The organism is Streptomyces sp. SID4985 (assembly GCF_009863025.1).
In the GTDB taxonomy this organism is placed as follows: domain Bacteria; phylum Actinomycetota; class Actinomycetes; order Streptomycetales; family Streptomycetaceae; genus Streptomyces.
The window spans coordinates 1-25,769 of sequence record NZ_WWIR01000064.1 but is presented as its reverse complement, the minus strand read 5'-3'; the positions used below and the strand labels follow the sequence as shown (position 1 = coordinate 25,769).

At 72.0% G+C, this 25,769-nt stretch carries 29 protein-coding genes, 1 tRNA gene and 1 pseudogene; 12 read left to right on the top strand and 19 right to left on the bottom strand.

Annotated features, from left to right (window positions below; translation table 11 throughout):
* From GTW40_RS02510 to GTW40_RS02500, 3 genes are all read right to left on the bottom strand, one after another.
* On the bottom strand, nucleotides 1-213 hold a 213-nt coding region (locus GTW40_RS02510), incomplete at its 3' end, for a zinc ribbon domain-containing protein (protein WP_161178489.1).
* Nucleotides 214-251: 38 nt separating this feature from the next.
* Nucleotides 252-890, bottom strand: coding sequence for a DUF4383 domain-containing protein (locus GTW40_RS02505; protein ID WP_161178488.1), 639 nt, complete (start codon nucleotides 888-890; stop codon nucleotides 252-254).
* Nucleotides 891-1,116: 226 nt separating this feature from the next.
* Nucleotides 1,117-2,433: a hypothetical protein gene (locus tag GTW40_RS02500; RefSeq protein WP_202485284.1), complete on the bottom strand. Its 1,317-nt coding sequence runs from the start codon at nucleotides 2,431-2,433 to the stop codon at nucleotides 1,117-1,119.
* 356 nt (nucleotides 2,434-2,789) lie between these two features.
* Here GTW40_RS02500 and GTW40_RS02495 point away from each other — a divergent pair.
* The 3 genes from GTW40_RS02495 to GTW40_RS02485 all read left to right on the top strand — a co-directional run bounded on the left by GTW40_RS02495 (nucleotide 2,790) and on the right by GTW40_RS02485 (nucleotide 3,887).
* Nucleotides 2,790-2,861, top strand: a tRNA-Val gene (locus GTW40_RS02495).
* Nucleotides 2,862-3,244: 383 nt separating this feature from the next.
* Nucleotides 3,245-3,466, top strand: coding sequence for a hypothetical protein (locus GTW40_RS02490; protein WP_161178486.1), 222 nt, complete (start codon nucleotides 3,245-3,247; stop codon nucleotides 3,464-3,466).
* Nucleotides 3,444-3,887: a GNAT family N-acetyltransferase gene (locus GTW40_RS02485; RefSeq protein WP_161178485.1), complete on the top strand. Its 444-nt coding sequence runs from the start codon at nucleotides 3,444-3,446 to the stop codon at nucleotides 3,885-3,887. Before GTW40_RS02490 ends, GTW40_RS02485 begins: the two co-directional genes overlap by 23 nt.
* Nucleotides 3,888-3,972: 85 nt before the next feature.
* On the opposite strand, the gene GTW40_RS02480 is transcribed toward GTW40_RS02485, so the two are convergent.
* From GTW40_RS02480 to GTW40_RS02470, 3 genes are all read right to left on the bottom strand, one after another.
* Nucleotides 3,973-4,635 carry an HAD family hydrolase gene (locus tag GTW40_RS02480; RefSeq protein ID WP_202485277.1) on the bottom strand — a complete coding sequence of 221 codons (663 nt, stop codon included), beginning with the start codon at nucleotides 4,633-4,635 and terminating at the stop codon, nucleotides 3,973-3,975.
* A 93-nt stretch (nucleotides 4,636-4,728) separates the two neighbouring features.
* Nucleotides 4,729-5,067: a hypothetical protein gene (locus GTW40_RS02475; protein ID WP_161178484.1), complete on the bottom strand. Its 339-nt coding sequence runs from the start codon at nucleotides 5,065-5,067 to the stop codon at nucleotides 4,729-4,731.
* 162 nt (nucleotides 5,068-5,229) lie between these two features.
* Complete coding sequence (locus tag GTW40_RS02470; RefSeq protein WP_161178483.1) at nucleotides 5,230-6,135, bottom strand: 2-dehydropantoate 2-reductase; 906 nt, start codon at nucleotides 6,133-6,135, stop codon at nucleotides 5,230-5,232.
* A 140-nt stretch (nucleotides 6,136-6,275) separates the two neighbouring features.
* On the opposite strand from GTW40_RS02470, the gene GTW40_RS02465 reads away from it, so the two are divergent.
* Nucleotides 6,276-6,509 carry a DUF2277 domain-containing protein gene (locus GTW40_RS02465; RefSeq protein ID WP_161178482.1) on the top strand — a complete coding sequence of 78 codons (234 nt, stop codon included), beginning with the start codon at nucleotides 6,276-6,278 and terminating at the stop codon, nucleotides 6,507-6,509.
* A gap of 332 nt (nucleotides 6,510-6,841) precedes the next feature.
* Here GTW40_RS02465 and GTW40_RS02460 read toward each other — a convergent pair whose 3' ends face one another.
* A complete protein-coding gene (locus GTW40_RS02460) occupies nucleotides 6,842-7,459 on the bottom strand; it encodes a VTT domain-containing protein (RefSeq protein WP_161178492.1) in 618 nt (205 codons plus the stop codon).
* Between the two features lie 310 nt (nucleotides 7,460-7,769).
* Here GTW40_RS02460 and GTW40_RS02455 point away from each other — a divergent pair, with 310 nt between their 5' ends.
* Nucleotides 7,770-8,306 (top strand): superoxide dismutase family protein, encoded by a 537-nt coding sequence (locus tag GTW40_RS02455; RefSeq protein ID WP_202485276.1) that lies wholly within the window; start codon nucleotides 7,770-7,772, stop codon nucleotides 8,304-8,306.
* A 276-nt stretch (nucleotides 8,307-8,582) separates the two neighbouring features.
* Here GTW40_RS02455 and GTW40_RS02450 read toward each other — a convergent pair whose 3' ends face one another.
* Both GTW40_RS02450 and GTW40_RS02445 read right to left on the bottom strand, forming a co-directional pair.
* A complete protein-coding gene (locus tag GTW40_RS02450) occupies nucleotides 8,583-9,044 on the bottom strand; it encodes a DoxX family protein (RefSeq protein WP_161178481.1) in 462 nt (153 codons plus the stop codon).
* Between the two features lie 289 nt (nucleotides 9,045-9,333).
* Entirely contained in the window at nucleotides 9,334-9,978 is a 645-nt protein-coding gene (locus tag GTW40_RS02445; protein ID WP_161178490.1) for an HNH endonuclease family protein, read from the bottom strand.
* Between the two features lie 418 nt (nucleotides 9,979-10,396).
* On the opposite strand from GTW40_RS02445, the gene GTW40_RS02440 reads away from it, so the two are divergent.
* The gene (locus GTW40_RS02440) at nucleotides 10,397-10,978 is read left to right on the top strand and encodes a TMEM165/GDT1 family protein (RefSeq protein ID WP_161178480.1); all 582 of its coding nucleotides are present in this window, start codon (nucleotides 10,397-10,399) and stop codon (nucleotides 10,976-10,978) included.
* A gap of 281 nt (nucleotides 10,979-11,259) precedes the next feature.
* A complete protein-coding gene (locus GTW40_RS02435) occupies nucleotides 11,260-11,928 on the top strand; it encodes an HAD family hydrolase (RefSeq protein WP_161178479.1) in 669 nt (222 codons plus the stop codon).
* 299 nt (nucleotides 11,929-12,227) lie between these two features.
* Here GTW40_RS02435 and GTW40_RS02430 read toward each other — a convergent pair whose 3' ends face one another.
* Nucleotides 12,228-12,503 carry a hypothetical protein gene (locus GTW40_RS02430; protein ID WP_161178478.1) on the bottom strand — a complete coding sequence of 92 codons (276 nt, stop codon included), beginning with the start codon at nucleotides 12,501-12,503 and terminating at the stop codon, nucleotides 12,228-12,230.
* Between the two features lie 28 nt (nucleotides 12,504-12,531).
* Nucleotides 12,532-12,960: a helix-turn-helix domain-containing protein gene (locus GTW40_RS02425; RefSeq protein ID WP_161178477.1), complete on the bottom strand. Its 429-nt coding sequence runs from the start codon at nucleotides 12,958-12,960 to the stop codon at nucleotides 12,532-12,534.
* Nucleotides 12,961-12,977: 17 nt separating this feature from the next.
* Between GTW40_RS02425 and GTW40_RS02420 the strand changes: the two genes are divergently transcribed.
* Nucleotides 12,978-13,739 carry a hypothetical protein gene (locus tag GTW40_RS02420; RefSeq protein ID WP_161178476.1) on the top strand — a complete coding sequence of 254 codons (762 nt, stop codon included), beginning with the start codon at nucleotides 12,978-12,980 and terminating at the stop codon, nucleotides 13,737-13,739.
* Between the two features lie 54 nt (nucleotides 13,740-13,793).
* Here GTW40_RS02420 and GTW40_RS02415 read toward each other — a convergent pair whose 3' ends face one another.
* Nucleotides 13,794-14,261, bottom strand: coding sequence for a type II toxin-antitoxin system VapC family toxin (locus GTW40_RS02415; RefSeq protein WP_161178475.1), 468 nt, complete (start codon nucleotides 14,259-14,261; stop codon nucleotides 13,794-13,796).
* A complete protein-coding gene (locus GTW40_RS02410; RefSeq protein WP_161178474.1) occupies nucleotides 14,251-14,520 on the bottom strand; it encodes a type II toxin-antitoxin system prevent-host-death family antitoxin in 270 nt (89 codons plus the stop codon). Before GTW40_RS02410 ends, GTW40_RS02415 begins: the two co-directional genes overlap by 11 nt.
* Nucleotides 14,521-14,656: 136 nt before the next feature.
* On the opposite strand from GTW40_RS02410, the gene GTW40_RS02405 reads away from it, so the two are divergent.
* The gene (locus GTW40_RS02405; RefSeq protein ID WP_161178473.1) at nucleotides 14,657-16,696 is read left to right on the top strand and encodes an MDR family MFS transporter; all 2,040 of its coding nucleotides are present in this window, start codon (nucleotides 14,657-14,659) and stop codon (nucleotides 16,694-16,696) included.
* 12 nt (nucleotides 16,697-16,708) lie between these two features.
* Here GTW40_RS02405 and GTW40_RS02400 read toward each other — a convergent pair whose 3' ends face one another.
* Both GTW40_RS02400 and GTW40_RS02395 read right to left on the bottom strand, forming a co-directional pair.
* Complete coding sequence (locus GTW40_RS02400) at nucleotides 16,709-17,212, bottom strand: GNAT family N-acetyltransferase (RefSeq protein ID WP_161178472.1); 504 nt, start codon at nucleotides 17,210-17,212, stop codon at nucleotides 16,709-16,711.
* 57 nt (nucleotides 17,213-17,269) lie between these two features.
* A complete protein-coding gene (locus GTW40_RS02395) occupies nucleotides 17,270-17,677 on the bottom strand; it encodes a DUF1992 domain-containing protein (protein ID WP_161178471.1) in 408 nt (135 codons plus the stop codon).
* A 97-nt stretch (nucleotides 17,678-17,774) separates the two neighbouring features.
* Between GTW40_RS02395 and GTW40_RS02390 the strand changes: the two genes are divergently transcribed.
* Entirely contained in the window at nucleotides 17,775-18,167 is a 393-nt protein-coding gene (locus GTW40_RS02390; protein ID WP_161178470.1) for an FHA domain-containing protein, read from the top strand.
* 48 nt (nucleotides 18,168-18,215) lie between these two features.
* On the opposite strand, the gene GTW40_RS02385 is transcribed toward GTW40_RS02390, so the two are convergent.
* Nucleotides 18,216-18,887 (bottom strand): O-methyltransferase, encoded by a 672-nt coding sequence (locus GTW40_RS02385; protein ID WP_161178469.1) that lies wholly within the window; start codon nucleotides 18,885-18,887, stop codon nucleotides 18,216-18,218.
* A gap of 217 nt (nucleotides 18,888-19,104) precedes the next feature.
* Entirely contained in the window at nucleotides 19,105-20,478 is a 1,374-nt protein-coding gene (gene proP, locus GTW40_RS02380) for a glycine betaine/L-proline transporter ProP (RefSeq protein WP_161178468.1), read from the bottom strand.
* Between the two features lie 393 nt (nucleotides 20,479-20,871).
* On the opposite strand from proP, the gene GTW40_RS02375 reads away from it, so the two are divergent.
* Entirely contained in the window at nucleotides 20,872-22,935 is a 2,064-nt protein-coding gene (locus GTW40_RS02375) for a bifunctional glycosyltransferase 87/phosphatase PAP2 family protein (RefSeq protein ID WP_161178467.1), read from the top strand.
* A 12-nt stretch (nucleotides 22,936-22,947) separates the two neighbouring features.
* Nucleotides 22,948-24,504, top strand: coding sequence for a hypothetical protein (locus GTW40_RS02370; protein ID WP_161178466.1), 1,557 nt, complete (start codon nucleotides 22,948-22,950; stop codon nucleotides 24,502-24,504).
* 174 nt (nucleotides 24,505-24,678) lie between these two features.
* Here GTW40_RS02370 and GTW40_RS02365 read toward each other — a convergent pair whose 3' ends face one another.
* Both GTW40_RS02365 and GTW40_RS02360 read right to left on the bottom strand, forming a co-directional pair.
* A complete protein-coding gene (locus GTW40_RS02365) occupies nucleotides 24,679-25,374 on the bottom strand; it encodes a YoaK family protein (protein ID WP_161178465.1) in 696 nt (231 codons plus the stop codon).
* A 288-nt stretch (nucleotides 25,375-25,662) separates the two neighbouring features.
* Nucleotides 25,663-25,769, bottom strand: a pseudogene (locus GTW40_RS02360) (lytic transglycosylase domain-containing protein); the annotation flags it as partial.

Below are 25,769 nucleotides of genomic sequence, written 5' to 3'. Positions count from 1 at the left end.
GCAGCAGCCTCCGCCGCAGCAGCCGCCACCGCCGCCGCCCGCGGGGGCCGGAGCGGCGGCGGAGGAGGTGCCGCCGACCGCGACCGCGGAGAGCAGCTTCACCGTGTCGTCGTGGCCAGTGGGGCAGGCGGCGGGGGCGGCGGACTCGGCCATGGGACGGCTCAGTTCGAAGGTGTCGTCGCAGGTCCGGCAGCGGTACTCGTAGCGAGGCATGGGGACAGGTTAGCCGCCGGACCGGGCGGCGGAGCGGGTCACTCGGAGGTCGTGTCCGGGGGCGCGCTCCCCTTCGCACCCGTCTCCTTCGTACCCGTCTCCCTCGTGTTCGTCCCCTGACCCGTGAGGGCGGGCCGGTCCGCGCCGGTGAGCGCGGGCTGCGCGTCCGGGTGGTCGGGGTGCCGGGCGCGCCAGTAGGGGTTGTCGTGCGGGAGGACCGAGCCGACCCGGCCGTACATGCCGAAGGTCATCAGCAGCAGGCCGACCACGAAGGTGAAGTACACGTTCTGGATCTTGAACGCCAGGATGTTGCTGTCGGTGCCCAGCAGGCCCAGGTTGATGAAGCCGTTCAGGATGAACAGCACGCCGAAGACCATGTTCAGCGTCGAGGCGAAGTTGCCGCCGATCACCATGCCCGCGAGCAGGATCAGCCCGACGACGATCGAGAGCACGCTCAGCGCGCCGTTGGTGTTGAGGCCCGCCACCATGTCGGCGCCGGTGTTGAAGGGGCCGATGTGGTCGACCACCCCGAGGATGCCGAAGATCAGCAGGAAGAGCCCGATCAGTCCGGCGCCGATCCGGTAGACCCTGTTCAGCCGGTGGTCGACGGGCAGGTGCTCGTCGAACGGGATGCGGCTGCCGCGCCGGTGTCTGGTGCGCTCTGCGTGTGTGGCCATGTCCGCCTCCCTCGGGGCGTTGGGGCAGGCCATACGGTTCATCCCAATATCCGCCCGGTGGGCGGGTAGCGGCAACACAGGGCGGCGCGGGGCGGCACGGGGCAACGCAGGGCGACACGGGGCGGCACGGGGCAACGCAGGGCGACACGGGGCGGCACAGCCGGGCGCGCACACGCGGTGCTGTCCGGTGGCGGCTCGGTGACCGGCGGCGCCCGGCCGCTGTGTCTCAGTGCCCGGAGCCGCGCTCCTCGCGGATCTGCGAGACGACTCGGGCGGCCATCTCCCGTACGGCCTCCGTCTCGGTCAGGAAGTGCCAGTAGTCGGGGTGGCGGCCGCTGTCCAGACCGGCGATCGCCCGGTCGAGGCGGGCCACCGCGTCGTCGAGCGGCCGGGCGTGCCGGGGGTCCGGCGCCGTACGGCCGGTCATGGCGAGCCGCTGGGCGTCGCGGAGCGCGAACCTGGCCCGTTCGATCTCGGCGCGGGGGTCCTTCTGGACGGCGTTGAGCCGGTTCAGCCGGTCGCCGGCGGCGGAGACGGCCTCGTCGGTGGTGTTCAGCAGGGCGCGGACGGTCGAGAGCAGGGAGGTGGCGTCCGCCCAGCGCTGGGCCTCCCGCGCGGAGCGCGCCTCGGCGAGCTTGCGCTCGGACTGCCGTACGTTCTCCCCGGCCTGCTCGGGCACGTGCTGGAGGTCCTGCCAGCAGGCGGCGGTGAAGCGGCGGCGCAGTTCGCTCAGTATCGGCTCGACCTGTCCGGCGCGGGTGGTGAGCGCCTGGGCGCGGGTGCCGAGGCTGACCAGCCTGCGGTCGATCTCGGCGGCCTTCTCCGGCAGCCGCTCGGCCTCGGCCCGGATCGCCCCGGCCTCGCGCCGTACCCGCTCGGCGCGGTCCAGGGTGGCGGCCACACCGTGCTGTCCGGCGCCCTGGTTGAGCCTGGTCAGCTCGGGGGAGAGCGCGGCGAGCCGCGCCGCGAGGTCGTCGGCCCGCAGCCGCTTCTCCCGTACGGCGTCCAGCGCGTTGCTCGCCCCCAGCAGCTCCTGCCGGGCCCGCTCCACGGCCGGGGCGAGCCGCGCGAGCTGCGTCTCCGCCTTCCCGAGCAGCGGCCCGAGCGAACTCCCGAACCGGTCCAGCTCCTGCTTGACCCGCACCAGCCCGTCCTTGGCGGCGGTCAGCTCGGTCCGCGCCCGTGTCGCGACGGCGGCCTCCAGGTCGTCCCGGTCCAGATCCTGCGCGTCCACGGCCTCGATGTACCGGTGACTGGCCTCGTCGATACGACGCCCCAGCGCGGCGAAGCCGTCGACCGCGCGTCGGGCGTCGGGCGAGTCGTCCACGGCGCTGATCGTCTCGATGGCGATCAGCAGATCCCGCTGGGCGGTGTCCAGCTCGTAGAACGCCTCCGCCGCCGCGTCCTTGGCCGCCTGCGCCTCGGCCCGCTGACTCTCGGCCCGGCCCCCGAACCAGCGCCGGGTACCGCCTCCGGCGAAGGCGGCGGGGAGCGCGAGGGCGGCGAGGAGGGGGAGGGAGATGAGGAGGGCGGTGTCGCGCAGGGCGGTGCTGGTGGGGCGCGGGGGCGGGGTGTCTCGCCGGGCGGTGTGGTCGCGCGGGGGCGGGGTGTCGTGCCGGGCGGTGTGGTCGTGTGGGGCGCGGTAACGGTGCCGGGCCCGTGCGGCCGACGGCGGATACGGCTGCGAACCTGACGGCGTGCCCGGTGTCCCCGTCACAATCCCTCTCCCGTGCTGTCCTGCGGCGCCCTGGGTGGAGTCATTCTCCCACCCGTCGAAGACGAACACACGGGCCGGTCAGTTGCCTCCACCCGGCCCCCCTGCCTCGCATTACGGGTTTGCGGTCACCTGGCGCACTCAAGGTAAGCTGTCGCTCGACCCGGCCACGTGCCGGTCTTCACGGGTGCGTAGCTCAGGGGTAGAGCGCCTGCCTTACAAGCAGGATGTCGGCGGTTCGAAACCGTCCGCGCCCACCGGCCTGGAAGTACAGGTCAGACGCTAGAAAGCGACCCCCCCGAAGATCATTCGGGGGGTCGTTTCTGTGATCGGAATCCACATGGACTCGCTCTCGACATCGACCAGGACTTCCTCGGTGCGGCCGTCGATCTTGTAGCTGCAGGCGCTGGACCGAGGGCGCGCCGAACTGCGCGATGAAGCGTGTCGTCCAGTCGGCCAGGACATCCGCGCCGATCAGGGCTTCCCGTTCGTCGCCCGTGCTGAGGTCGGGAAGGAGGCCGAACAGCGGCGGCATGCGGGGGGCGGGCGAGCATGAACTCGACCTGTCCGCCGAGGACGGGGCCCTGGGCGGTTCTGTCGTCGTGGACCGTGAGGCGCACCAGGTCGGCTCGACCAGGCGATGTGTAGCGCCATCGTCGGCGACGCGGCCGCCGCAGCGTTGAGCGTCACCCAGACCATCACCGACCTCCCGCCCGAGCACCGGTCCGCGCTGATCACCTACCGGGCCCGGCAGGTCGCGCGTAGGGTGCCCGAGACATCTGAGCTGCGGGTACTGCGCAAGGTACTGGCGCTGCCCGCCGGTGAAAGGGGTGACAAGGGTGCGGATCAGCGAGGCGACTGAAGCGGACAGCAACGAGATCGCACGCCTGCTCGGGGAGATCGAGGCGTACTACGGCGGCCCCGACACCGCCCCTCCGGCCGACGAGGTACGCGCGGCGCTGTTCGGGGACCGCCCGGCTGCCACCGTGCTCCTCGCCCGCGACGACGACCAGGTCCTGGGCATGGCCTCGTACACCTTCCTCTGGCCCGCCGCCGGAGCCGACACCTCGATCTACCTGAAGGAGCTGTTCGTCCGCGCGAGCGCACGCCGTCGTGGCGTGGCGGGAGCGCTGATGGACGCCGTCGCCGAGGCCGGGCGGACGGCCGGGTGCTCACGGCTGGAGTGGACCGCCGACACCGACAACCCGCCCGCGCTGGCCTTCTACGAGGCACGCGGTGCGAAGGAGAACCCGGGCAAGGTGGCGTACCGGCAGGCGCTGTAGCAGCACACGACGAAATGGCCCCGCCCTCCGGTATGGAGGGCGGCAGCTGATTCCTGCAGCCCGTCGGAAGCGACCCGGACGACGGTCAGTGCGCTCGGTCGTTGAAGTGGCGGATCAGGCCGGAGAGTTCGAGGAGGCTCTCCAGCCTGAAAGTTGGAGTCTTCTCCGCTTCCTTGCCGCGCCACTGGATGGCGGCCCAGGGGCCGCGTCGTACGAGTGCGGTGTGCAGGCCGGCGGCCGCTGCGGGGCGGATGTCGTTGTCGAGGCGGTCACCCACGTAGAGCATCTCGTGGGGCTCGGCGGGGACGAGTGAGATGAGGCGGGCGAAGAAGGCGGGGTCGGGCTTGGCCGTGCCCCAGTCGTCGGAGAGGCCGATCAGGTCCACGTCGCTCGCGAACAGCTCGCGCAGATACCGGCCCGCGCGGGCGTTCTGGTTCGCCGCGATGCCCAGCCAGAGGCCGTCGGCGCGCAGCGTGGCCAGGGTGTCCCGGACGTCCGGGTACAGGTCCTCCTCCGTGACGGTCTGCGGCAGGCCCGCCGCCTCCCGCTCCTCCCGCGCCGCGCCCAGGTCGAACCCCGGGCGGAACTCCTCGAACACCTCGCGCCAGTCGCCGCCCCGGGCCGCGACCGTCCCGAACACCGCGCTGAACGTGTGCCGCGGCACGCCGAGCCAGTCCGCCCAGGCGCCCCACTCGGCGGTCTCGTCCACGAGGCACTCGCCCACGTCGAAGATCACAGCGCGCATCATGGGGGCAGCGTATCCAGCGGTTGTCCTCCGGTGGAGGGGGTTCGCGGGGTGGGGAGCGCATGGTGCCCCACCCCGCGCTCTTCCGCCCGCCCGTCAAGCAGGCGGCTGCTCCTCCTCCGCGTACTTCAGCTTCGAGCGCGCGTCCACCCGGTCCGCCGCGGATATCTCGGACCAGAAGCGGTGGCCGGTGACGAAGACCGCGAGTTCGTGTTCGCGGCGGCGGAGTTTCTCCACCTCGGCCTGTTCGTCAGGTGTCCAGCCGGGGGAGGCCGGGCGCTCGATCTTGCGCCAGCCGGTGGCGTCGCTGAAGCCGTCCAACGGCTCCACCGACCAGGGGAGCCGCTTGAGCAGGGCCGACAACTCGGCCCGGACCTGGTGCAGCTCCGCCTGCCCGGCGAGGAGGTCACTGGGGAATTCGGGGGTCGTAGCCACGCGGCAATGGTACGCCTGTTCGAATTCGTACGGCGCGTTCGTGAGGCCGGTTCAGTCGAACGAGTGTTCCTTAGGGGTGATGAGTTGACGGCCCATGGCCCTCATCAGCCCCGCGGCCCTGCCCCCGGTTCCCTCCGGACCCGCGGCCCAGCCCCGCCTCCCTCAGTACCCCGCCGCCCGCAACTCCTCCATCACCCGCGCGGCCACCGGCACCGCCACTCCCCGCGTCTCCGCCGCCCGCAGCAGCGCGCCGCCGATCGCGTCCAGCTCCAGCGGCCGGCCCTCCTCCGCGTCCCGCTGCATCGAGGACTTCGTACCGGGCAGGAAGGAGCCGTACCGTGCGAGCAGTTGAGTCGCGTCCGTCGGGGCGCCGCATGCCCGGCCGACGGCCGCCGTCTCCGCGACCAGTGCCTCCAGCTCCGTACGGTGCCGGTCGAGTACCACGTCCAGCGGGGCGGCGTGTCGCGTGGTGAGCAGGGCGAACGGGGCGAGGAAGGCCAGCTTCGTCCACAGCGTCGCCGTCTCGTCGTCGGTGACGCGGGCCGTCACGCCCGAGGCGGTGAGCGCGGCCGCGAGGGCGTCGAGACGGTCGCGGGGTGCCGTCGCGCTCGCGAGGTCCACCTCCACGAACGGGCTGCCCTGTTCGATCACCACCGGCTCCGCCGAGACCCGCGTCGACTCCACCCGGATCGCCGCCGGGGCCACGTGGACGGAGCCGTAACGGGCGCGCAGGGCCGCCGGGTGCTCGACGCCGTTCAGGAACGGTACGAGGAGGGCGTCGCCCAGGACCTCCGCCGGGATGCGGGACAGGGCGGACTCCAGGCCCGTCTGCTTGACGGCGATCAGACAGGCGTCGACCGGCTCGCGAAGCTCGGTGTCCGCTTCCACGGACGCGGTGAACTCCCCGAACTGGCGGCTGCGGACCTGGATTCCGTCCTTGCGCAGCGACTCCGCCGTGCTCTCGCGCGCCAGGCAGATCACCCGGTGTCCAGAACGGGACAGCAGCGCGGCGAGCAGTCCGCCGACTCCGCCGGGACCGAGTACGGCAATGGTGGGCTTGATCGTCATGAGGTTGACTCCTGTCATGGGTCGGCCCCGGGTATCGGTGGCCGCCGTGGGGTGATCATGACATGGGAGTGCGGGGGAGGGGAGGGGGCCGCATACCCGTCCGTACAGCGAACCCCGCGCCGCCGCGCCACACTTGACCCATGTGCCGGAGTATCAAAACGCTGCGCCCACCCGTCCTGCCCGGTGAGGCCACCGAGGACGACATCCACGCCGCCGCGCTGCAGTACGTACGGAAGATCTCGGGCTTCCGCGCGCCCGCCGCGCACAACCGCGAGGCGTTCGACCGCGCGGTCGCGGCCGTCGCCGAGGCCACCGCCGAACTGCTGGACAGCCTGGAGGTACGGGGACAGAAGAGGCCGGCCGCCTCGGACTGAGCGGCGGGGGCCGGTCGTCGGTCGTGTCCGAGACGGGGTCGTCCCCCTGTCTAGTGCCGCGGCAGGCAACGTTTGCCCGTCAAGGAGCGGCGTCCGGTGCGTGCTCTCGGCGTGCCGGGCGGAAGCCCTCGTACTGGGCGTACTCGGGCTTTCGGCCGGTGCGGCGAGAGTGCGTGCCGGGCGTCGCGACGGGGCGAACGTTGCCTGTTGCGGCACTAGGGCGCACTGGCCCTGCCTCCGGGGGCACGCTCGGCGCTGCCCTCCCGGGGTGCGCTCGGCCCTGCCCCTTGGGGGACACGCTCAGCCCTGCCCCCGGGCGCCGCCCCCCGACCTCACCCCGCCGCCGGTCGCCGCCGCATCAGATACGCCGCCCCCGACCCCGCCGCGCACAGCGCCGCCACCGACACCCCCGTCGCCAGCCAGGTCGCGCCCAGCCAGCGGGCGCCGTAGTAGCCGAGGGCCACGCTGTAGGCCGCCCAGGACAGGCCCGCGAGGGCGGACCAGGGGAGGAAGTCGCGGGCGCGGCGGTGGGCGGCGCCCGCGCAGAAGGAGACGACCGAGCGGCCCGCCGGGGCGAACCGGGCCAGCACCACCAGCGCGCCGCCGCCCCGCGCGAGAGCCTCACCGAGACGTTCCTGCGCGCTGGTCAGGCGCCGGGAGCGGGCGATGGCGCGGTCGAGGCGTTCGCCGCCGCGCCAGGCGAGACGGTACGCGGCCAGGTCGCCCGCGACCGAGGCGACGGCGGCGCAGGCGATCAGTGCGACGGTGTCGGGCACGTCGTGCGGCACGCCGCCCGCCGCCGCGCCCGTACCGGCCGCAGCCGCCGTGGCCGCCGTGATGACCAGCACTCCGCTGGGCAGCACGGGTACGAAGACGTCGAGCAGAACCGACACGGCCACCATGGCGTAGATCCAGGGACCGCCCGCCAGTGACCCCACGCTCTCCAGCACCACGACTCCCTCGCTCCCCCGACGTCGGCCATACAGCGTACGCCTGACGGAGTGACGGATGGTTCACAAGAGGATCAAGGGAACGACACGACATGTTCACGGTGGCGCTCCGCTGGTGTGGCGGTGAGTGGCGGGGGTAGGCATCACGGACACCGGGTGTGCTGGCCGCACTGCATAGGTGTCGCCCCCCCCGTCACCCGCCCGGCGCGCCCACCGCGCCGCCCCTGCTCCCGTGCCGTACCAAAAGGGAGAGGCCCCCGCGACGGAAGCGCCGTGCTGCCGAGGGCCGGGAAAAGGCGAGGTGTGCGAGATGGTGGGAGCTGCTCTGTGGGCGGGGGCCGCGGCCATGGTGGTGCTGGCGGCCGTGCCCGCCGCTGCCGACGGGTACACCGTCGACGCGGAGGGGCGGTTCGCGCCGCCGGGGGCCTTCGTGCCGTCGGCGGCGGTGACGTACGACCAGGCGCTCGTGCCCGCGGCCGGGACGATTCGGGTGCGGCAGTTGGCCGGGCCGGGGGCGGCCACGACCGTCGAGTTGCGGGTGAGCGGGCTGAAACCGGGCCGTACGTACGGTGCTTACGTCCATCAGCGTGCCTGCGGTTCCACCGGGGCCGACTCGGGTGAGCGGTACCGGAACGACGCGGCTGCCGGGTCGACCGCCGCCAACGAGGTCCGGCTCGGGTTCAACACCGACGCCCGGGGCGCGGGTGCGGCCAGTGTGCGGCACGGCTGGGGGTTCCGGCAGGGCGAGGCCGCCTCCGTCGTGATCCAGGACCGCCCCGGCACGGTGGGCACCCGGCGCGTCGCCTGCTTCACCGTGCCGTTCGGCTGGGTCACGGGGATGTCGTGACGGCTGTCGCGCCGCCCTGTCGTTCGGCTTCCGCTTGGTTCGGCCGGATGCGGGCACTGTCGTCGGCGTACGCGCGGATGCGCACTCGATGGTTCCGTCGGCCATGACCCAACTCCTCGGGTCGTAACAGGCGTTCGCCGGGCGGTACGTGGTGGGCGGTACCGCACGGCGCGGCTGTCCGGCGACGCGCGTGCCCCGGCGGGATCAAGTCCCGGCCGGGGCAAGCTCGTTCAGAGGCGCGCTCGTTCAAGGGCGCGTTCGTTCAGGGGCGCCGCCTCACGCGGCCACCGCCGCCTCCTCCGCGGCAGGTTCCGCCGCCGTCGTCGTCGCCGTACGGCGGGGCAGCAGGGCCTCGGCGGCGAAGGCGCCCGAGCCGGTGAAGACGAGGAGGAAGAAGGACCAGCAGAAGAGGACGGAGAGTTCGCCGCCGTTCTGGATGGGCCAGAAGGCGTTCGGCTGGTGGACGTCGAAGTAGGCGTACGCCATCGAGCCGGAGGCGATCAGCGCGGCGCCCCGGGTGCCGAGGCCGAGCAGGACGAGGGCGCCCGCGACGAGCTGGATGACGGCCGCGTACCAGCCGGGCCAGCTGCCGGCCGGGACCGTGCCGCCCTGGGTGCCGACGGCGCCGCCGAGGACGCCGAAGAGCGAGGCCGCGCCGTGCACGGCGAACAGCAGGCCGACGACGACGCGGAAGAGCCCGAGGACGTAGGGCTGGGCGGCGTTGAGCCGAGCGGACATGGGGGGTTCTCCTCTTCGGTTTACGGCGCGCCCGCGCATCCGGCGACGGTGCCGGACGGGGGCCGCCGGGCCGGTGATGTGGGGGCGGCGGGTACCGAACGAGGGAGAGGTTAGGTGAACCTAATTTGTGCTTGCAAGTTCAACATCCGGCCATGGTCGCGTTTCGTCATGTGCCTGACATAAGAGGGGGCGGGTGCGGGGTGGGTGTGGGTGCTTCTGGGCGGGAATGGCGACGGCCCGCCCTCGCGGGCAGGCCGTCGGTGTGTCCTGATTCCGTTGTCCGCTCGGGTCAGCAGCCCGAGAGGTAGCTCGTCAGCGCGCTCTTCTCGGCGGAGTCGACCGAGAGGTTGTAGTAGTACTTCACCTGCACCCAGGCGCGGACGTAGGTGCAGCGGTACGACGTCAGGGACGGCATCCAGGTCGCCGGGTCCTGGTCGCCCTTGGACTGGTTGACGTTGTCGGTGACCGCGAGGAGCTGCGGGCGGGTCACGTCGTTGGCGAACGACTGGCGCTGCGCGGTGGTCCACTGGCTCGCGCCCGAGTCCCACGCCTCGGCGAGCGGGACCAGGTGGTCGATGTCCACGTCCGAGGCCGCGCTCCAGGTCGCGCCGTCGTACGGGGAGTACCAGCTGCCGCTGGTGGAGACGCACGCGGAGTCGGTGGTCACGTTCGTACCGTCCCGCTTGAGGATGTACTCGCGCGTGTTGCAGGTGCCGCTGATGGTGATCCAGGTCGGGAAGAGGTCCCGGTTGTAGCCGGTGCGGTTCTCGGTGGCCACGGTCAGCTGGGAGAGGTAGCTGCGGGCGGTCGCGCCGCTGACCGGGGTCGGCAGGGCGGCGGAGGCGGTGGGGGAGTTGAACAGCGCGGCGGAGGCGATCAGACCGGTGGCGGCCGCGAGCGTGGCCAGCCGTCGACGCGCGTAGAACCGAGGCATACGGGGCATACGGAACATCTGAACTCCCTTGTGGGGTGAGGGTTTTGGGGGTCCGGACCGGGGTGTGACGGACGTGCGCGAGGGAATGCTCGCGGTGCGGTGTTGCTGTGGGGTGAGCGCTCGGTTAGAAGCTAATGACGCGGCCATGACAGAACAAGATTGCCGACCGAACTTTCACGTCCCGTAGGATGGACGGTGCAGAAGGGGAGTAGCTCTTCGCCGGACCGTCGACATACTGCTCAGCCAGCCTGAGCCGGCGCCCGGAGGCGGGTCCCTGGCGGGACCGCCCAGCGAGACCTTCGGCAAGCAGTGCACGCCTGTGCCTTGTGGCACGGGTGTCCGTGTGTGCTGCCGTGCCGAGGTCTCCCTTGTGAGGTGCAGCCATCTCGGCGGGGCAGTCCCGACCGATTGAGGAACCTTGATCAGCATCACCGTGACGGCGCTCGTCTTCGGCGTCATCTTCCTCGCCGAACTGCCCGACAAGACCGCGCTCGCCGGTCTCGTCCTCGGTGCCCGCTACCGCGCCTCGTACGTCTTCGTCGGCGTCGCCGCCGCCTTCACCCTGCATGTCGTCCTGGCCGTCGCGGCCGGCAGTGTGCTGACCCTGCTGCCGCAACAGATCGTCCACGCCCTCACCGGTGTCCTCTTCCTCGGCGGGGCCGCCGTGCTGCTGCTGAAGAAGGACGAGGGCGAGGAGGAGATCAAGAAGCCCGCCGACCAGTCCTTCTGGAAGGTCGCGGGCACCGGCTTCATGCTCATCCTCGTCGCCGAGTTCGGCGACCTCACCCAGATCATGACCGCCAACCTCGCCGCCCGTTACGACGACCCGCTCTCGGTCGGCCTCGGCGCGGTGCTGGGCCTGTGGGCGGTGGCCGGGCTCGGCATCGTGGGCGGCAAGGCGCTGATGAAGCGGGTGCCGCTGCGGTTGATCACGCAGATCGCCGCGCTGCTGATGGTGGGGCTGGGGGTTTGGAGCCTGTACGAGGCGATCGCGGGCTGATGTGGGGCGGGGCGGGTGGGGTGCGGTGCGGGCGGTGGGGTGGGGCCCGGGTGGATGCGCCCCGCTGCCCGCACCACCCCGCCGTCTCGTCGCGTCCCCGGGGGTGAACGCGGGCGAACACGCGGTGAACGCTTCTGTGGGGCGGTGGCGGGATGTGGGCGCAGTTTTGTACCGTGGAGGAACAAAGTGGCTCCCGCCCGCATCCCCTGACCGGTGGGCGGGGCCGCCTTGTCCCTCTCGGGCCCCCTTCGACCGGGGCCCCGCGTCTTCTGGAGCTGCCGATGCCGGTCACCGTCACGCCCGTCGTCCTCAACGCCCGCGCCCTCCTGCTCGACATGGACGGCACCCTCGTCAACTCCGACGCCGTGGTCGAGCGCATCTGGCGGCGCTGGGCCGCTGAGCACGGGCTGGACGGCGACGCGACCATGAAGGTCGTCCACGGCAGGCAGGGCCACGCCTCCATGGCGCTCCTCCTGCCCGACCGCCCTCACGAGGAGAACCTCGCGGACAACGCCCGCATGCTCGCCGAGGAGACCGCCGACATGGACGGCGTGATCGAGGTCCCCGGCGCGGCCGTCTTCCTCGCGGCGCTGCGGGACCTCCCGCACGCGCTCGTCACCTCCGCCGACGTCGCTCTCTCCACAGCTCGCATGGCCGCGGCGGGCCTTCCCCTCCCCGACCTCCGCGTCACGGCGGAGTCCGTCGGCGCGAGCAAGCCGGACCCGGAGGGCTTCCTGAAGGCGGCTGCCGCTCTGGGTATCGACCCGTCCGACTGCGTCGTCTTCGAGGACTCGGGCGCGGGGATCGCGGCGGGGCGCTCCGCCGGGATGCGGGTCGTGGGCATCGGGGAGCGGGCGGAACAGTACGGGCCGGACGTGGTGGTTCCCGACCTCACGTGCGTGACGGTGGAGGCGTCCGCGGATGGTGGGATTCGGCTGACGGTGGAGTGACGGGGGGCTCCGGACGGGGGCCCGTGCGACTCGTCGCTCGGTGACGCGTCTCGCGGTCGGTCTCCCGGCGAGCGGTCGGGCGTCGGCGCGTCGGTGAGCCGAGGGGATGGAGCACCGCTCTCCTCAAGCGGGTGTCGCAGGTTTGAATCCTGCCGGGGGCACAACGCATAACGCCGCTGACCTGGGGTTTCTTCTCGAGGGGGGCGTTCTGTTCGGCCTCGGACTCCTCGTCCGGGGCCGTTTGCGTGAGCATTCGATTCCCGCCATCCGCTCGCGAATCGCCATCGCGGCACCTGGGTTCAGCGCCCGAGACGCAGATGCTGCGTCAGGAGGTCGGCGAAGGTCGGCAGGCCGGCCTTCGCGAGTCGGGCGATGGCGTCAGCGGTCGTGACGGGCGGGTTGCGCTTCTCTGCGGCAAGTCTGACCACCGTGTCCGCGACCTCATCTGGCAGATCGCCATACAGCCCGCACAAGTATGAATCCGGGTCTATCACTCGCACTCCGTGCTCAGCCAAGTCACCCGCAGGGAAGTCGGCAAGGTTCCAGGTGACCAGTGCGGAGGCGCCGGAAGCCACTGCTTCGCCACCGGCAGTGAGACCAGAATCAACCGGCCGATTCGCTGTCGTCCAAGACGTCGGCGATCTGCCGCCGCCCCTCCCTGCGGCGCTCGCGTCGCTGCTGAAACGCCAGCACATCGGCAAGACGCACCACACGGTGACTGCTTCCGGGCAGGTTCTTCGACGGGATGTCGCCCGCGTCAAGCAAGCGGGTGACAAACGGTCGGGACAGGCCCAGAAGCTCAGCGGTCTCAGCAGGCGACAGCTGAACCTCGGAGGCCAGGACTGTGACCGCATGCCCGCGGGACAGCTCGTCGGCGGAGGCGAGGAGAACACGGACCAGCTCCCGCGGCAGCGCCAGCTCACCGCCATCAGAGGTGCGCACCAGAATCCGTGCCGTGGCACCGGCCGCCTGCCTCTGGAGGCGGTCCGATCGCGGCGTAGGCCCCCTGTTAACCTGCAGCGTCTTGATCACGTTGAGGGGGGAGAGACGTGGTGCGTACCGCCGCCGCAATCCGGTTCGCGGCCGGCGTCCTGGTCGTGGCGTCCGCCGCGGCCTGTACGAGCAGTGCCCAGCCCGTCGCTGCGAGCAAGGTCAAGACCCTTCGGCCGATGTCCGCGGCAGAGTTGCGTACGCATCTGCTGCCCGCCGTCCTGCCGAAAGGCTGGACCTCCCAGGCCGATCCGGCCGATCCGGCCGATCCAGCCCAGTCGGCCCAGTCGGCCCATCCCGGGCCCGGCAGTGCCGCGATCGGTGAACCCCGCTGCGCTTTCCCGGGCGGCGGAGACGTGGCGGATGCGGGGGCCACGGCCGCGGTGGCGTCCGCGACGGCCTCGTTCAGCGGGGGACGCAGCGCCGGCGGCGGTGTCATGGCCGGTGCGGAGACGCTGTATTCGTTCTCCGGAGATGGCGCCGCGCAAGCCATGCGCCGCATACGGCAGTTGGCGGCCGAGTGCGCGAAGGTGGTCACACCCGCGAGCGATCCGCCCGGTTTCACGGAGCGGATCGCAGCCGTCTCCGGGCCCCGCCTGGGCGACGACAGCATCCGGGTACGGGCCACCACGACCTGGAGCGACCACCCCCGGGATGTCCAGCACGACGACGCGCTGGTCGTGCGCGAGGGCAACACCCTCATCGTTCTCTGGTGCGCCCCGACGCCTCAGGCCGAGGTGGACACGGTCCTGTCGTTCATGCCCGAAGCCGTCGCGCAGGTGCGCTCGCGGCATCCGGCGCCGGTGGAACCCGCGCCGTGAAGGGCAAGCGGTACTCACCGGACCGAAGCGGGAGCTCGACCAGGCGCCCCAACGTCAGCCTTCGTGCGGCACCCTCGGTCGAGTGACCGCCACCACGGTCAGTAGATCGTCCAGCCCCTTGAAGTCGTCCGGGTTGGTCGTGAAGAGGGGGAGCCCCTCGGCCACCGCGATGGCGGCGATCATCAGGTCCGCGACCCGGCGGCGCGGTTTGCGGCCCGCGCTGATGACCGCGGCGCAGATGCGGCCATAGATGCGGGCCGCGGCGGCGTCGAAGGGGAGGGGGTCGAATTCGTTCTCGGCGCGTTGGAGGACGTCGAGTCGGCGGGCGCGTTCGACGTGTTCGTCGTAGCTGCTCTGTTCGTCGTTGCGGCGGACCTCGTGGGGGCCGGCGGACAGTTCGGCCAGGGTGATGGCGGTGATCGCCATTTCGTCCGGCAGTTCCTCGGGGGCCACCCACCGACGCAGGATCATGATGTTGGTGTCGAGGAGTCCCTGCGCGTACGTCGGACGGTCACCGGGCATAGGGGTCGTCCGGATAGAGGTCCGCCGTGGCGTCCTGGTCGGCGCGGAAGGTGTTGAGGTCGATGTCCGGGGCGGTCCGGGACATCGACGCGAACTCCTGGCGGGAGACGAAGCGTCGGCGTCGGCGCAGGGGGACGAGCTCACCGATCGGATGACCGTCGCGGGTGACGGTGAAGGACTGGCCGCCCTGTATGGCGTCCATGATCTCCCGGGACCGGTTGCGCAGATCCCGCTGGGTGATTTCGGGCTGAACGCTCATACCGGCCAGGGTAGCGCCGTGTGCCACCCGGTGCTACCGAGTGCCCCACCCCGCCCCCACCTCTCGACAGGCCGTAATCCCCCCCACCCTCGACCATGGAAGGTGGGTATTCGAGTCCGGAAGTCCGGGAGGTCACATGGCCCTGGATACGCACGGTGCGGTGCGGGACGTGCGGGGTGGTGGGCATGTGGGGGCCAACGTGCTCGTGTCCATCGGGGCGCTGTTGCTCGGGCTCCTCCTGGCCGCGCTGGATCAGACGATCGTGGCGACCGCCCTGCCGACGATCGTCAGTGATCTCGGTGGGCTGGAGCATCTGTCCTGGGTGGTGACCGCCTATCTGCTGGCGGCCACGGCGGCGACGCCGTTGTGGGGGAAGCTGGGGGACCAGTACGGGCGGAAGCGGCTGTATCAGCTGGCCATCGTCATCTTTCTGGTCGGGTCCGCGCTGTGCGGGATGGCGCAGAACATGGGGGAGCTGATCGGGTTCCGGGCGTTGCAGGGGCTCGGGGGCGGTGGGCTGATGGTGTTGTCCATGGCGATCGTGGGGGACATCGTGCCGCCACGGGAGCGGGGGAAGTACCAGGGGCTCTTCGGAGCCGTTTTCGGGGCTACCAGTGTGCTGGGGCCGCTGCTCGGGGGGCTGTTCACCGAGCAGCTGAGCTGGCGGTGGGTGTTCTACGTCAATCTGCCGCTCGGGATCGTCGCCCTCGCCGTGATCGCCGCCGCGCTGCACATCCCGCGCCGTACGTCCCGGCACCGGATCGACTACCTCGGCACGTTCCTCATCGCCGCCGTCGCCACCTGTCTGGTGCTGGTGGCCTCGCTGGGCGGTACGACCTGGCCGTGGGACTCCGGGCAGATCATCGGGCTCGCGGTGCTCGGTGTGGTCCTCGCCGTCGTGTTCGTCGGGGTGGAGCGGCGGGCCGCCGAGCCCGTGCTGCCGCTGAAGCTGTTCCGGATCCGGACCTTCAGCCTGTCGGCCGTGATCAGCTTCATCATGGGGTTCGCGATGTTCGGCGCGATGACCTATCTGCCGACGTTCCTCCAGGTCGTGCACGGCATCTCGCCCACCATGTCGGGCGTGCACATGCTGCCGATGGTGATCGGGCTGCTGCTGACCTCGACCATGTCCGGGCAGATCGTCAGCCGGACCGGCCGCTGGAAGATGTTCCCCGTGGCCGGTACGGCCGTCACCGCGATCGGGCTGCTCCTGCTGCACAAGCTGGACGAGCACAGCTCGACCGCCGAGATGAGCCTGTACTTCTTCGTCTTCGGGCTCGGTCTCGGGCTCGTCCTTCAGGTGCTCATCCTCATCGTGCAGAACGCGGTCTCCTACGAGGACCTCGGCGTCGCCACCTCCGGCGCGACCTTCTTCCGCTCCATCGGCGCCTCCTTCGGCGTCGCGATCTTCGGCACCGTCTTCTCCAGCCGCCTCGGCGACAAGCTGACCGACGCCTTCCAGGGCGTACGGCTGCCGCCCGGGGTCTCGCTCGGCGGCCTGGAGGCGGACCCGCGCGGCATCGGCGCGCTGCCCGCCGCGCTGCGGCCGCCCGCGCTGCACGCGTTCTCCTCCGCGATCACCGACGTGTTCCTCTACGCCGCGCCGGTCGCGGCGGTCGGCTTCGTGCTCGCCTGGTTCCTCAAGGAGGACCCGCTGCGCGGCTCGGTCACCGCGCCGGACGCCTCCGAGACCATCCCGCCCAACCCGGTCCAGCGCTCGTCCTACGACGAGGTGTGCCGGGCGCTGTCCCTGCTCGGCACGCGGGAGGGGCGCCGGGAGGTGTACGAGGACATCACCGCGCGGGCCGGGTACGACCTGCTGCCCGCGGCGAGCTGGCTGCTGCTGCGCATCCGGCGGTACGGGTCGGTGGAGCCGTACGTGCTCGCCGAGCGCAGCCCGGTGCCGTTGCAGACGGTGCTCGCCGCCGAGCGGCAGGTGGAGGAGCGGCGGCTGGTCGACCGGCAGGGGCTGGACCTCACGCTCACCGAGGCCGGGCGGGTGGCGGCGGAACGGCTCGCCGCCGCGCGTGAGGATTCGCTGTCCGAGCTGCTCGGGGACTGGTGGAAGCCGGGGCGGTCCACCGATCTCACGCAGCTGGTCAAGGAGTTGACGTCCGAGATGTGCGGGGCGACGAGCGAGCGGCCGCACAATGGATCGGTCAGGAGGGTGAGTTGATCTCTTCGGTGGTCAACAGGTGGCCAACAGGTCTTTCCTGAACCAGTGTTCGGCGTAGACGTCGGTGTTGTGCGGGGCGGTCTCGGTGTAGCCGAGGCGGGCGTACAGGGCACGGGCCTCGGTCAAGTCGCCTCTGGTGTCCAGGATCAGGTGGTGGGCGCCCAGGTCGCGGGCGGCCGACTCGGCTGCGGTGACGAGGAGTTGGGCCGCGCCCCGGCCGCGCAGGTGGGCGTGCACGAACACCCGGGTGAGTTCGGCGGTGCGGGGATCGAGGAGCCGTACGCCTGCCGAGCCCCCGGGCTCACCCCCGTACCAGGCGATCAGCAACTGGCCGTTCGGCGGGGTGAGTTCGTCGCCGGTGTGGGCGGCGAGCCCGCGTTCCAGTTCGGCGGGGTCGGTGCGATGGCCCTGGTGCAGCAGGTACCAGCGGTCGCTGACCTCGGTGTAGTAGGCCCGCCAGAGGGCGGTGGCGGCGGGGGAGTCGTACGGCTCCGGGGTGAGGGTCCACGTCGTCATGGCGGGTATGCCAGCGGAGGGCGGCGGGGGCGCGCAAGCGGTTATCGGGCGCCGGGGTCAGTCCTGCTCGCGGCGGCGGTGCCACTCGCGTACGACCTCTTCCACGTCGTACGGCTTCTTGCCGAGCGGCGGGCCGGGCGGGGGACGGAACATCATGGCGCGGATCTTGACGTTGACGTCGGTGACGATCCGGCGTGCGGTCGCCTCGGAGGGGGCCGCGTACGCCGCCTCCAGGGCGTCCTCGGCCTCCTTGCGCAGGGCGAGGGCCGGGGGCAGGGCGGTCAGCCCCTCGCGGGCCATCTTCCGTTTGATCCACCACAGGTCGTCGTACGAGGAGTCGAGACCGGCGGGGAGGGGTTCACCCGCGCCCGGGAGACGGTCGAACTCGCCGCGTCGCTGAGCGGCGGCGATCTGGTGGTCCACCCAGGACTCGAACGGCACAGCCGGTGGCTTTCGCTCGGTCATGAGGCCATTGTGCCGGACGCGGCAGGGCCGGGCGTTCTATCATGCGGCGGCGGTGTGCGGCGACCGGCGTACGCACCGGACGTAGGGGGAAACGCGCGTGCTCGAACTCACCATGGCTTCCGTCTCCAGGGAGGAAGCGGGCGCCACGGCCGGCATGGTCATGGCGGAGGCGCCCAGCGAGCCGGGTGCCGTGCTGCGGGTGGGCCGGGACGCGGCGGTGTGCCGACTGGTCACCCCGGAGGACTGGCTGTTCGTCTCCCGCGTCCACCTCGAGTTCCTCTGCGGCCCCGACGGCGTCTGGCAGGTCACCTGGCTCCGCGGCTCCCAGCCCGACCCCTCCTCCGAGGTCCGCCTCACCATCGGCGACTACGCCCAGACCCTCCCCTACGGCGGCACCGTCCGCCTCCCGCACGGCACGGGCGGCGAACTGGTCGTCCAGGACCGGACGGCTCCTCGGAGCGTGAACGTGGGCTTCTACCACGAGGCGTGATCCCCGGCCGCACGGCCGCACGGCCCTTGAGTCCGAGCCTCCGGCGGTCTACCCCAGCACCCGCGCCAGCGCGAACCCGTCGTACCCCTTCGGCCCCACCGTCTGCAGCGCCGTGCCCGTCAGACGGGGGTGGGTGGCGATGAGGTCGATGGTGGCCCGGGTGCCGAGGATGTCGGGGTCGGTGGTGGTGGAGTCGGACACCTGGCCCTGGCGGACCACGTTGTCGATGACGATGAGGCTGCCCGCCCGGGAGAGACGGAGGGCCCACTCCACGTAGTGGGGGGTGTTGGCCTTGTCGGCGTCGATGAAGACCAGGTCGAAGGGGGGCGGGTTCTCGTCGGCCAGGTGGGGGAGGGAGTCCAGCGCCGGGCCGGTGCGGACCTCGACGATGCCGTCCAGCTCGGCGCGGGCGATGTTGCGGGTGGCGATCTCGGCGTGTTTGGGGTTGTACTCCAGGGTGATCAGGCGGCCGTCGGAGGGCAGGGCGCGGGCCAGCCAGATCGTGCTGTAGCCGCCCAGAGTGCCGATCTCCAGGACCGTACGGGCGCCCTGGATCTGGGCGAGGAGCTGGAGGAGCTTGCCCTGGGTGGGGGTGACGGCGATGGGCGGCAGTCCGGCCGCGTCACTGTCGCGCAGGGCCGCGCGCAGTACGTCGTCGTCCGCCGCCAGCCGACTGGTGAAGTAGCGTTCCACGTCGTCCCACACCTGCGAGTCGCCCATGCGCCTGCCGCCCTTCCCGAGTGTCCGCTCAAGCCTCTTCAAGGCCCAGTCTCCCCGGGAACGGTGCGAAAACGGCGAAGTGGGCGCGGGGAACCTTGTGATCGGTTTCCCGCACCCACCCCGGGCGCCCCTGGCTCACGCCGGGCCGCCGGTAAGCCGTACACGCTCACCTCAGGCGCGCGCCCCGGACATCACGCCCGCTCATCACGCCCGCTCATCACGCCCGCTCCACCGACGGCGGCGAGCCCGGCAGCGGACGGCCCGCGGACTCGCTCATCCGCCACACCGCGAAACCACCGATGACGGCGGCCGCCATCATGTAGTACGCGGGCATCATCAGGTTGCCGGTCGCGCCGATCAGCGCGGTGACCACCAGCGGGGTCGTACCGCCGAAGAGCGACACGGAGACGTTGAAGCCGATGGACAGCGAGCCGTAGCGCACCTTGGTCGGGAAGAGCGCCGGGAGCGCGGCGGGCATGGCCGCGGTGAAGCAGACCAGGAGCAGGCCGAGCGCGCCCATGCCGAGGGCGACGGCGAGCAGGCTGCCCTGGCGGATCAGCAGGATCGCCGGGATCGACAGGAGCAGGAAGCCCGCGCAGCCCGCGGCGATGACGGGACGGCGGCCGACCCGGTCGGTCAGGGCACCGGCGAACGGCTGGACGATCATCATCAGCGCCATGACACCGAGCACGACCAGCAGACCGTGCGTCTCGTCGTACTTCAGCTCACTGGTGAGGAAGCTCGGCATGTACGACAGCAGCATGTAGTCGGTGACGTTGAAGACCAGCACCAGGCCCATGCACAGCAGCAGCGACTTCCACTGGCCCGTGACCATGTCGCGCAGCGGGACCTTCGGGCGGGCGGCCTCGGCCTTCTCGACCTCGGCGGCGAAGGCCGGGGTCTCCTCCAGGCGCATCCGCAGGTAGAGGCCGATGATGCCCATCGGTCCCGCGATCAGGAACGGGATGCGCCAGCCCCAGGAGAGCAGGTCGGCCGAGGAGAGCAGGGCGGTCATCAGCGTGACCAGGCCCGCGCCGCCGATGTAACCGGCCAGCGTGCCGAACTCGAGCCAGCTGCCGAAGAAGCCGCGCTTCTTGTCGGGGGCGTACTCGGCGATGAAGGTGGACGCGCCCGCGTACTCACCGCCGGTGGAGAAGCCCTGCACCAGGCGGGCCGCAAGGAGGAGCAGCGGCGCGCCGACGCCGATCGTGGCGTACGACGGGATCAGGCCGATGGCGAAGGTGCCCGCCGCCATCATGATCATCGTGACGGCGAGGACCTTCTGGCGGCCGACGCGGTCGCCGAGCGGTCCGAAGATCACGCCGCCGAGCGGCCGGACCAGGAAGGCCGCGGCGAAGGCGCCGAAGGTGGAGAGCAGCTGCGCGGTGGGGTTGCCCGAGGGGAAGAAGACCTTGCCCAGGGTGACCGCGATGTAGCTGTAGACACCGAAGTCGAACCATTCCATCGCGTTGCCGAGCGCGGCCGCCTTCACGGCGCGCTTGACGAGCGCGGGGTCGGTGACCGTGACGTTCCGGGCCTTGGAGGTCCGGCGGGTCTGCGGACGGGGACTGACAGCAGTGGCGGTCGCCAAAACGGGGCTCGCCTACCTTTCGACGGGAACAGGACAGGCCCGGACGAACGGCGGCGACGCTGTGCACCGGGCAGAAAAGCGACGATAGGAGGACTTCGGCCCCTTACGTCCTGTGCACAAGTCATTGCATAGAGCACGTAAACCTTGTGTACGCAGGGACGTCTGCCCGCAAAGCCGCAGGTGATCCCGGCCCTCACTGTGATCCTTATCGCTCGATCCGAGTGCAACCATGCCTTTGTCGGGCTATCGTCCTGCGGATAAAACGGGGTCGGGACGGCGGATGAAGCGGGGGTTGCCCGCGCCCTGCCCCGAGGGGGCCGTGAGCGCATAGTGTTCGCGGGGGAACTCTCGGGCACCGGCGCCCGGGGTGACGGGGCGGGAGGCCGACGGGGCGTGGTGAACGTGGAGCACAGCGGACGAACGGCGGACGCCCTCGGCCCGGCGGACGGGCCCGGAGCGCGGCTGCGCGCGGCCCGGCTCGCGCTGTGGGCGGTGGCGGCGATCCTCGCGGTACGGCAGATGACGGCCGTCCTCACCAGCCCGAGCGGCAAACGCCTCACCGACCTGGAGACCTGGGTCGGCCCGCACGGCGTCCTCCATGTGAACGGGTCGCTCTACGACTCGACCCGCTTCACCGGCACCCCCTTCGCCGGACTGGTCCTCAAGCCCCTCACCCGTGCGGCGGAGGACGCCCTCGGCTGGGGCTGGACCTTCGGCACCCTGCTGCTGGTCGTCGCGCTCGGCCTGCTCGCCGCCCGCGCGCTGCCCCAGCCGGTGAGCCGCCGTACGGCACTGCTCGCCGCCCCGGTCGCCATCAGCCTGCTGATGCTCTCGCTGCCGGTGCGCAACACGCTCTGGCTCGGCCAGACCAGCGTCATCCCGGTCCTGCTGGTCCTGCTCGGCTGCCTCGCCGTGCGCGACGAACGCGCGGGCGGGCTGCTCGTCGGCCTCGCCGCAGCCCTCCAGCCGACCGTGCTGCTCTTCGCGCCGCTGTTGTGGTTCACCGGGCGCCGCCGGGCCGCGGTGAGCACCGGGATCACCTTCGCCGGAGGCACCGCGCTCGCCTGGGCCGCGATGCCGCACGACTCGTACACCTACTGGGTCCACCACGTGGCCGGGGCCGGGCTCGGCGGCGAGGCCGACGGGCTCGCCAACCAGTCCCTGCACGGCGCCCTGCTCCGCCTCGGCCTCACAGGACCGCTGGAGATCGCGCTCTTCCTGCTGCTCGGCGCCGCCGTCGCCGTCCTCGCGCTGCGCCGGGCCGTCGGCTACGCCCGCGACGGACAGCTCCTGCTCGCCGTCGCCGTCACCGGCTGCGCCGCGGTCGCCGTGTCCCCGACCAGCTGGCAGCACCAGCTGCTGTGGCTGCTGCTCGCGGTGGTCGGCCGCGTCGGCACGCGGGCCGCCGACCGTACCGTCTGGCCGGTCGCGGTGGTCCTCGTCACCATCCTCCCGGCGAAGATGATGCTGCCGAACACGCCGGTGCTCTTCCCGCTGCGCGACAACCTCGTCCTGCTCGCGGCCCTCGCCGCCGCCGTGGCCGTGCCCTTCCTGCCGCGCTCCTCCCCTTATTACGCGGCCCCCGTGCCCACCGACTACGCCCGGCAGCTCCCGGCCCGCTGGCGGCACGTCCCGCTGCTGCCCTTCCTGCGCCGCTCGCTCACCCGCCCCAACCTGCTCCTGGAGCTGCTCCTCATCCGCGTCACCTACGCCGCCTACCAGCAGGTACGGCTCGCGGCGACCGGCGGCAGCAACGAACTCGCGCGGGCGACCGCCGAGCACCACGGGCGGATCATCCTCGACACCGAGCGGTTCCTGCATCTCGACATCGAGCACGCCGTCAACCACGCGGTCGTCCAGGTCGGCTGGCTGCGCGGCTTCCTCGACTTCTACTACGAGTCCTTCCACTTCGTCCTCCCGCTGACCGTCCTCGCCGTCCTCTACTGGCGCCGCCCGGTCGACTACCGCTGGGCCCGCACCTCCCTCGGCTTCGCCACCCTGCTCGCCCTCATCGGCTTCTGGCTCTTCCCGCTGGCCCCGCCGCGCCTGATGCCGGGGCTCGGCTTCGTCGACACCGTGCACGGCGTGCAGGACCTCGCCCACCCGGACTACGGCGCGATGACCGCGATCACCAACCAGTACGCGGCGATGCCGTCGCTGCACTTCGGCTGGTCCCTGTGGTGCGGGGTGGTCATCGCGGTCATGGCTCCGCGCTGGTGGATGAAGGCGCTGGGCCTCCTGCACCCCCTCTTCACGGTCACCGCGATCGTCGCCACCGCCAACCACTGGGTGCTGGACGCGGTGGGCGGCGCGATGGTGGTGGGCGGCGGGTTCGCGCTCGGCTATCTGCTGATCGGGCCGCGCGGGGTGCTGGCCTCGACGGGCGCCGAGGGTGTGGGGCGGCCGCCGGGGCAACGGAAGGCCCCGGACGAGGAACGCTCCCTGACGACGAGCTGACCGGGAGACCGGGTGACCAGCCAGTTACCGATACGGGAGCGGGCGGCGGCGGACCGTCCGCCCGCTCCCACCCCCGAGCGCGGTGCGCGCCGCCGTACGCTCACCACCGCCCCCCTGGTCCTGCCCGCGCTCACCGCCCTGCTCCTCGGACTGTGGGGGCTCACCCGGCACGGCAGCCTGTGGCGGGACGAGTCGGTGACCTGGCAGGTCGCCCACCGCCCGCTCGACGACCTCCTCGCACTGCTCGGCCGGATAGACGCCGTGCACGGGCTGTACTACCTCCTCATGCACGGCGTCTTCGCCCTCTGGGACGGCGGCCTGGTCGCGCTGCGGCTCCCCTCGGTCCTGGCCACCGCGCTCGCCGCCGCCGGGGTCGGCGCGCTGGGCGCCCGGCTGGTGGGACGCCGGGCCGGTGTCCTCGCGGGCGTTCTCTTCACCCTGCTCCCGGCGACCCAGCAATACGCCCAGGAAGGCCGCTCCTACGCCCTGGTCACCGCCGGGGTCGTCTGGGGCACGTATCTCCTCCTGCGCGAGAAGTGGCCGGCGTACGGCGTCCTCCTCTGTCTGTCCTGCTGGCTGCACGAGTTCGCGGCCCTGGCCCTCGTGGCCCACGGGCTCACCCTGGCGTGGCTGCGCGTGCCGCGCCGTACCTGGCTGCGCTGGGGTACGGCGGCGGGCGCGGCGCTGGCCGGTGTGCTGCCGCTGGCGGTGCTCAGCGCGGGGCAGGCGGAACAGCAACTGGGCTGGCTGGGGCGGCCGGGCGTGGCGATGTGGCTCCAGTGCGCGGGGGTCTCGGCGCTGGGGGTGCTGCTCAGCCGTCTCACGCGCCGTGCCGTACCGGGCCGGGCCGTCTCCGCGCTCGCGCTGCCGCTCCTGATCGCCCCGCCGGGGCTGCTGATGACGGCCTCGCTGCTCAAGCCCTGGTACGTGGACCGGTACGTCCTCTATTCCCTCGCGGGTCTCGCGCTGCTCGGCGGCCTGGCGCTGGACCGGGCACTCGCGGGCGCGGGGCGGATGGCGGCGGGGGCGTGGGTGCCGATGCCTGGGGTGCGGGCGCTGACGGCGGGGGTGCGGGTGCCGATGCCTGAGGTGCGGGTGCCGCTCGCCTGCCTCATGGCCGTCGCCGTGACCGCCGTCTGGCTGCCCTTCTCCCTGGAGGTCCGCTCGCCGCAGAGCCGCAAGGACGACGTGGCCGCGATCGCCCACGCGGTCGCCCGGCACGCTCGCCCCGGTGACGCGGTGCTGTTCCTGCCCGCGCGCCGCCGCGAGTGGCTGATGTCGTACCCGCGTCTCTACGCCCGCCTCGACGACGTCGCCCTCGCCCGCACCCCGACCGCCTCCCGCACCCTCCAGGGCACGGAGCTGCCTCCCGGCACGATCCGGCACCGCCTGCTGTCGGCGAACAGGGTGATAGCCCTGACCGACCCCGAGGGCCAGCCCCTCGACCCCTTCGAAGAGGAGGTGGTCAAGCGGCGCACGCTGGCGGAGGGGTTCCGGGAGTGCGGGCGGGAGCGGGTGTGGGGTGGGCAGGTGGTGGTGTACGTGCGGGGCGGGGGGTGCGGGGGCTGACGGGGTGGCTGTCGCTGCCGATGTCACCGCCAGGGGACCGGGCCGCCGAGGCGATGCGATGTGCCCAGGGCGGGTCTGCCGTGTGAGCGGGTGCCGTGGCGGTCGGGGCGGCTCCTGAGGTGCGGGCGCTGTTCCGTCGCGGTCGACGCCACTACCGCCCATCCGCCGGAGGCATCAGTCCCGGTCCGACGCCGCCACCGCCAAACCGCCGGAGGCCACCGCTGCCACGAGGAGGGGTGGGCCCAGGCCGTGGTCGAGGACCAGCCAGGCGCCGAGGCAGGCGCCCGCGAACATGGCGATCACGGCGGCCGCGCGGCGGGGGGAGCGGCGGGGCGGGGCGGTGGCGTCGCCGAGGCGGGAGTCGGAGGCGAGGCCGGTCAGGGTCATGGTGAGGACCGTGGTGGTGAGGTCGGGGATGCCCAGTTTGCGGACGGTGGCGTTGCGCAGGCCCATCGCGAGGGCGGTGAGGGCGATCAGCGCGTAGCGGGTGCCGGGGGCCTGCGGCCAGGCGAAGGCGATGGCCGCCGAGGCGCCGACCAGCAGCGCCTCCACCACCAGGGTCAGCCGGGTCCGGTCGCGCCGGGCGTGCTCGCCGAGGCGGTTCGTCAGCCTGCCTCCGGCCGCCGCGCCGATCAGGAAGCAGACCAGCGACGTGGTGATGTGGGGCACGGAGAAGCCGGGCGCGCCGACGGCGGCGAAGCCGAGGACGACCACGTTGCCGGTCATGTTGGCGGTGAAGACCCGGCCGAGGCCCAGATAGCCGACCGCGTCGATCAGCCCGCTCACCACGGTCAGCAGCAGAAGCACGACCGTGAGACGCATCCCGCGCGGTCGCGGCAGCGGTGTCGAACCGGTCGTGGGCGTCGCCATCTCTATCTCCGGTCGTCCGCGCGGGCGGGGCGGGACCAGTGGATCACGGGGGTGCGGCGGATGAGGGGTGCGGCGCGACGCGGGGGATCAGGGGTGCGGCGCGACGCGGGGGATCAGGGGAGTACCGGTACTGCTCAAGTCAAAGCCCCGTAGGCAGGGTTGAGCCCGGACATGCGTAAGCACCCTCGCCTCGCGGGCAAAGGGTGCGGATATCGGTTGATGCGTCCCGGCCGGTCCGGCCGGGCGTCGCTGGACCCTGGGTCCAGTGGCGGATTCGGTGGTTACGGCTCAGTACCAGCCGTGGGACTGCCAGAAGTTCCAGGCCTGAACGGGGCTGCCGTAGCGCGAGTTCATGTAGTTGAGGCCCCACTTGATCTGGGTGGCCGGGTTGGTCT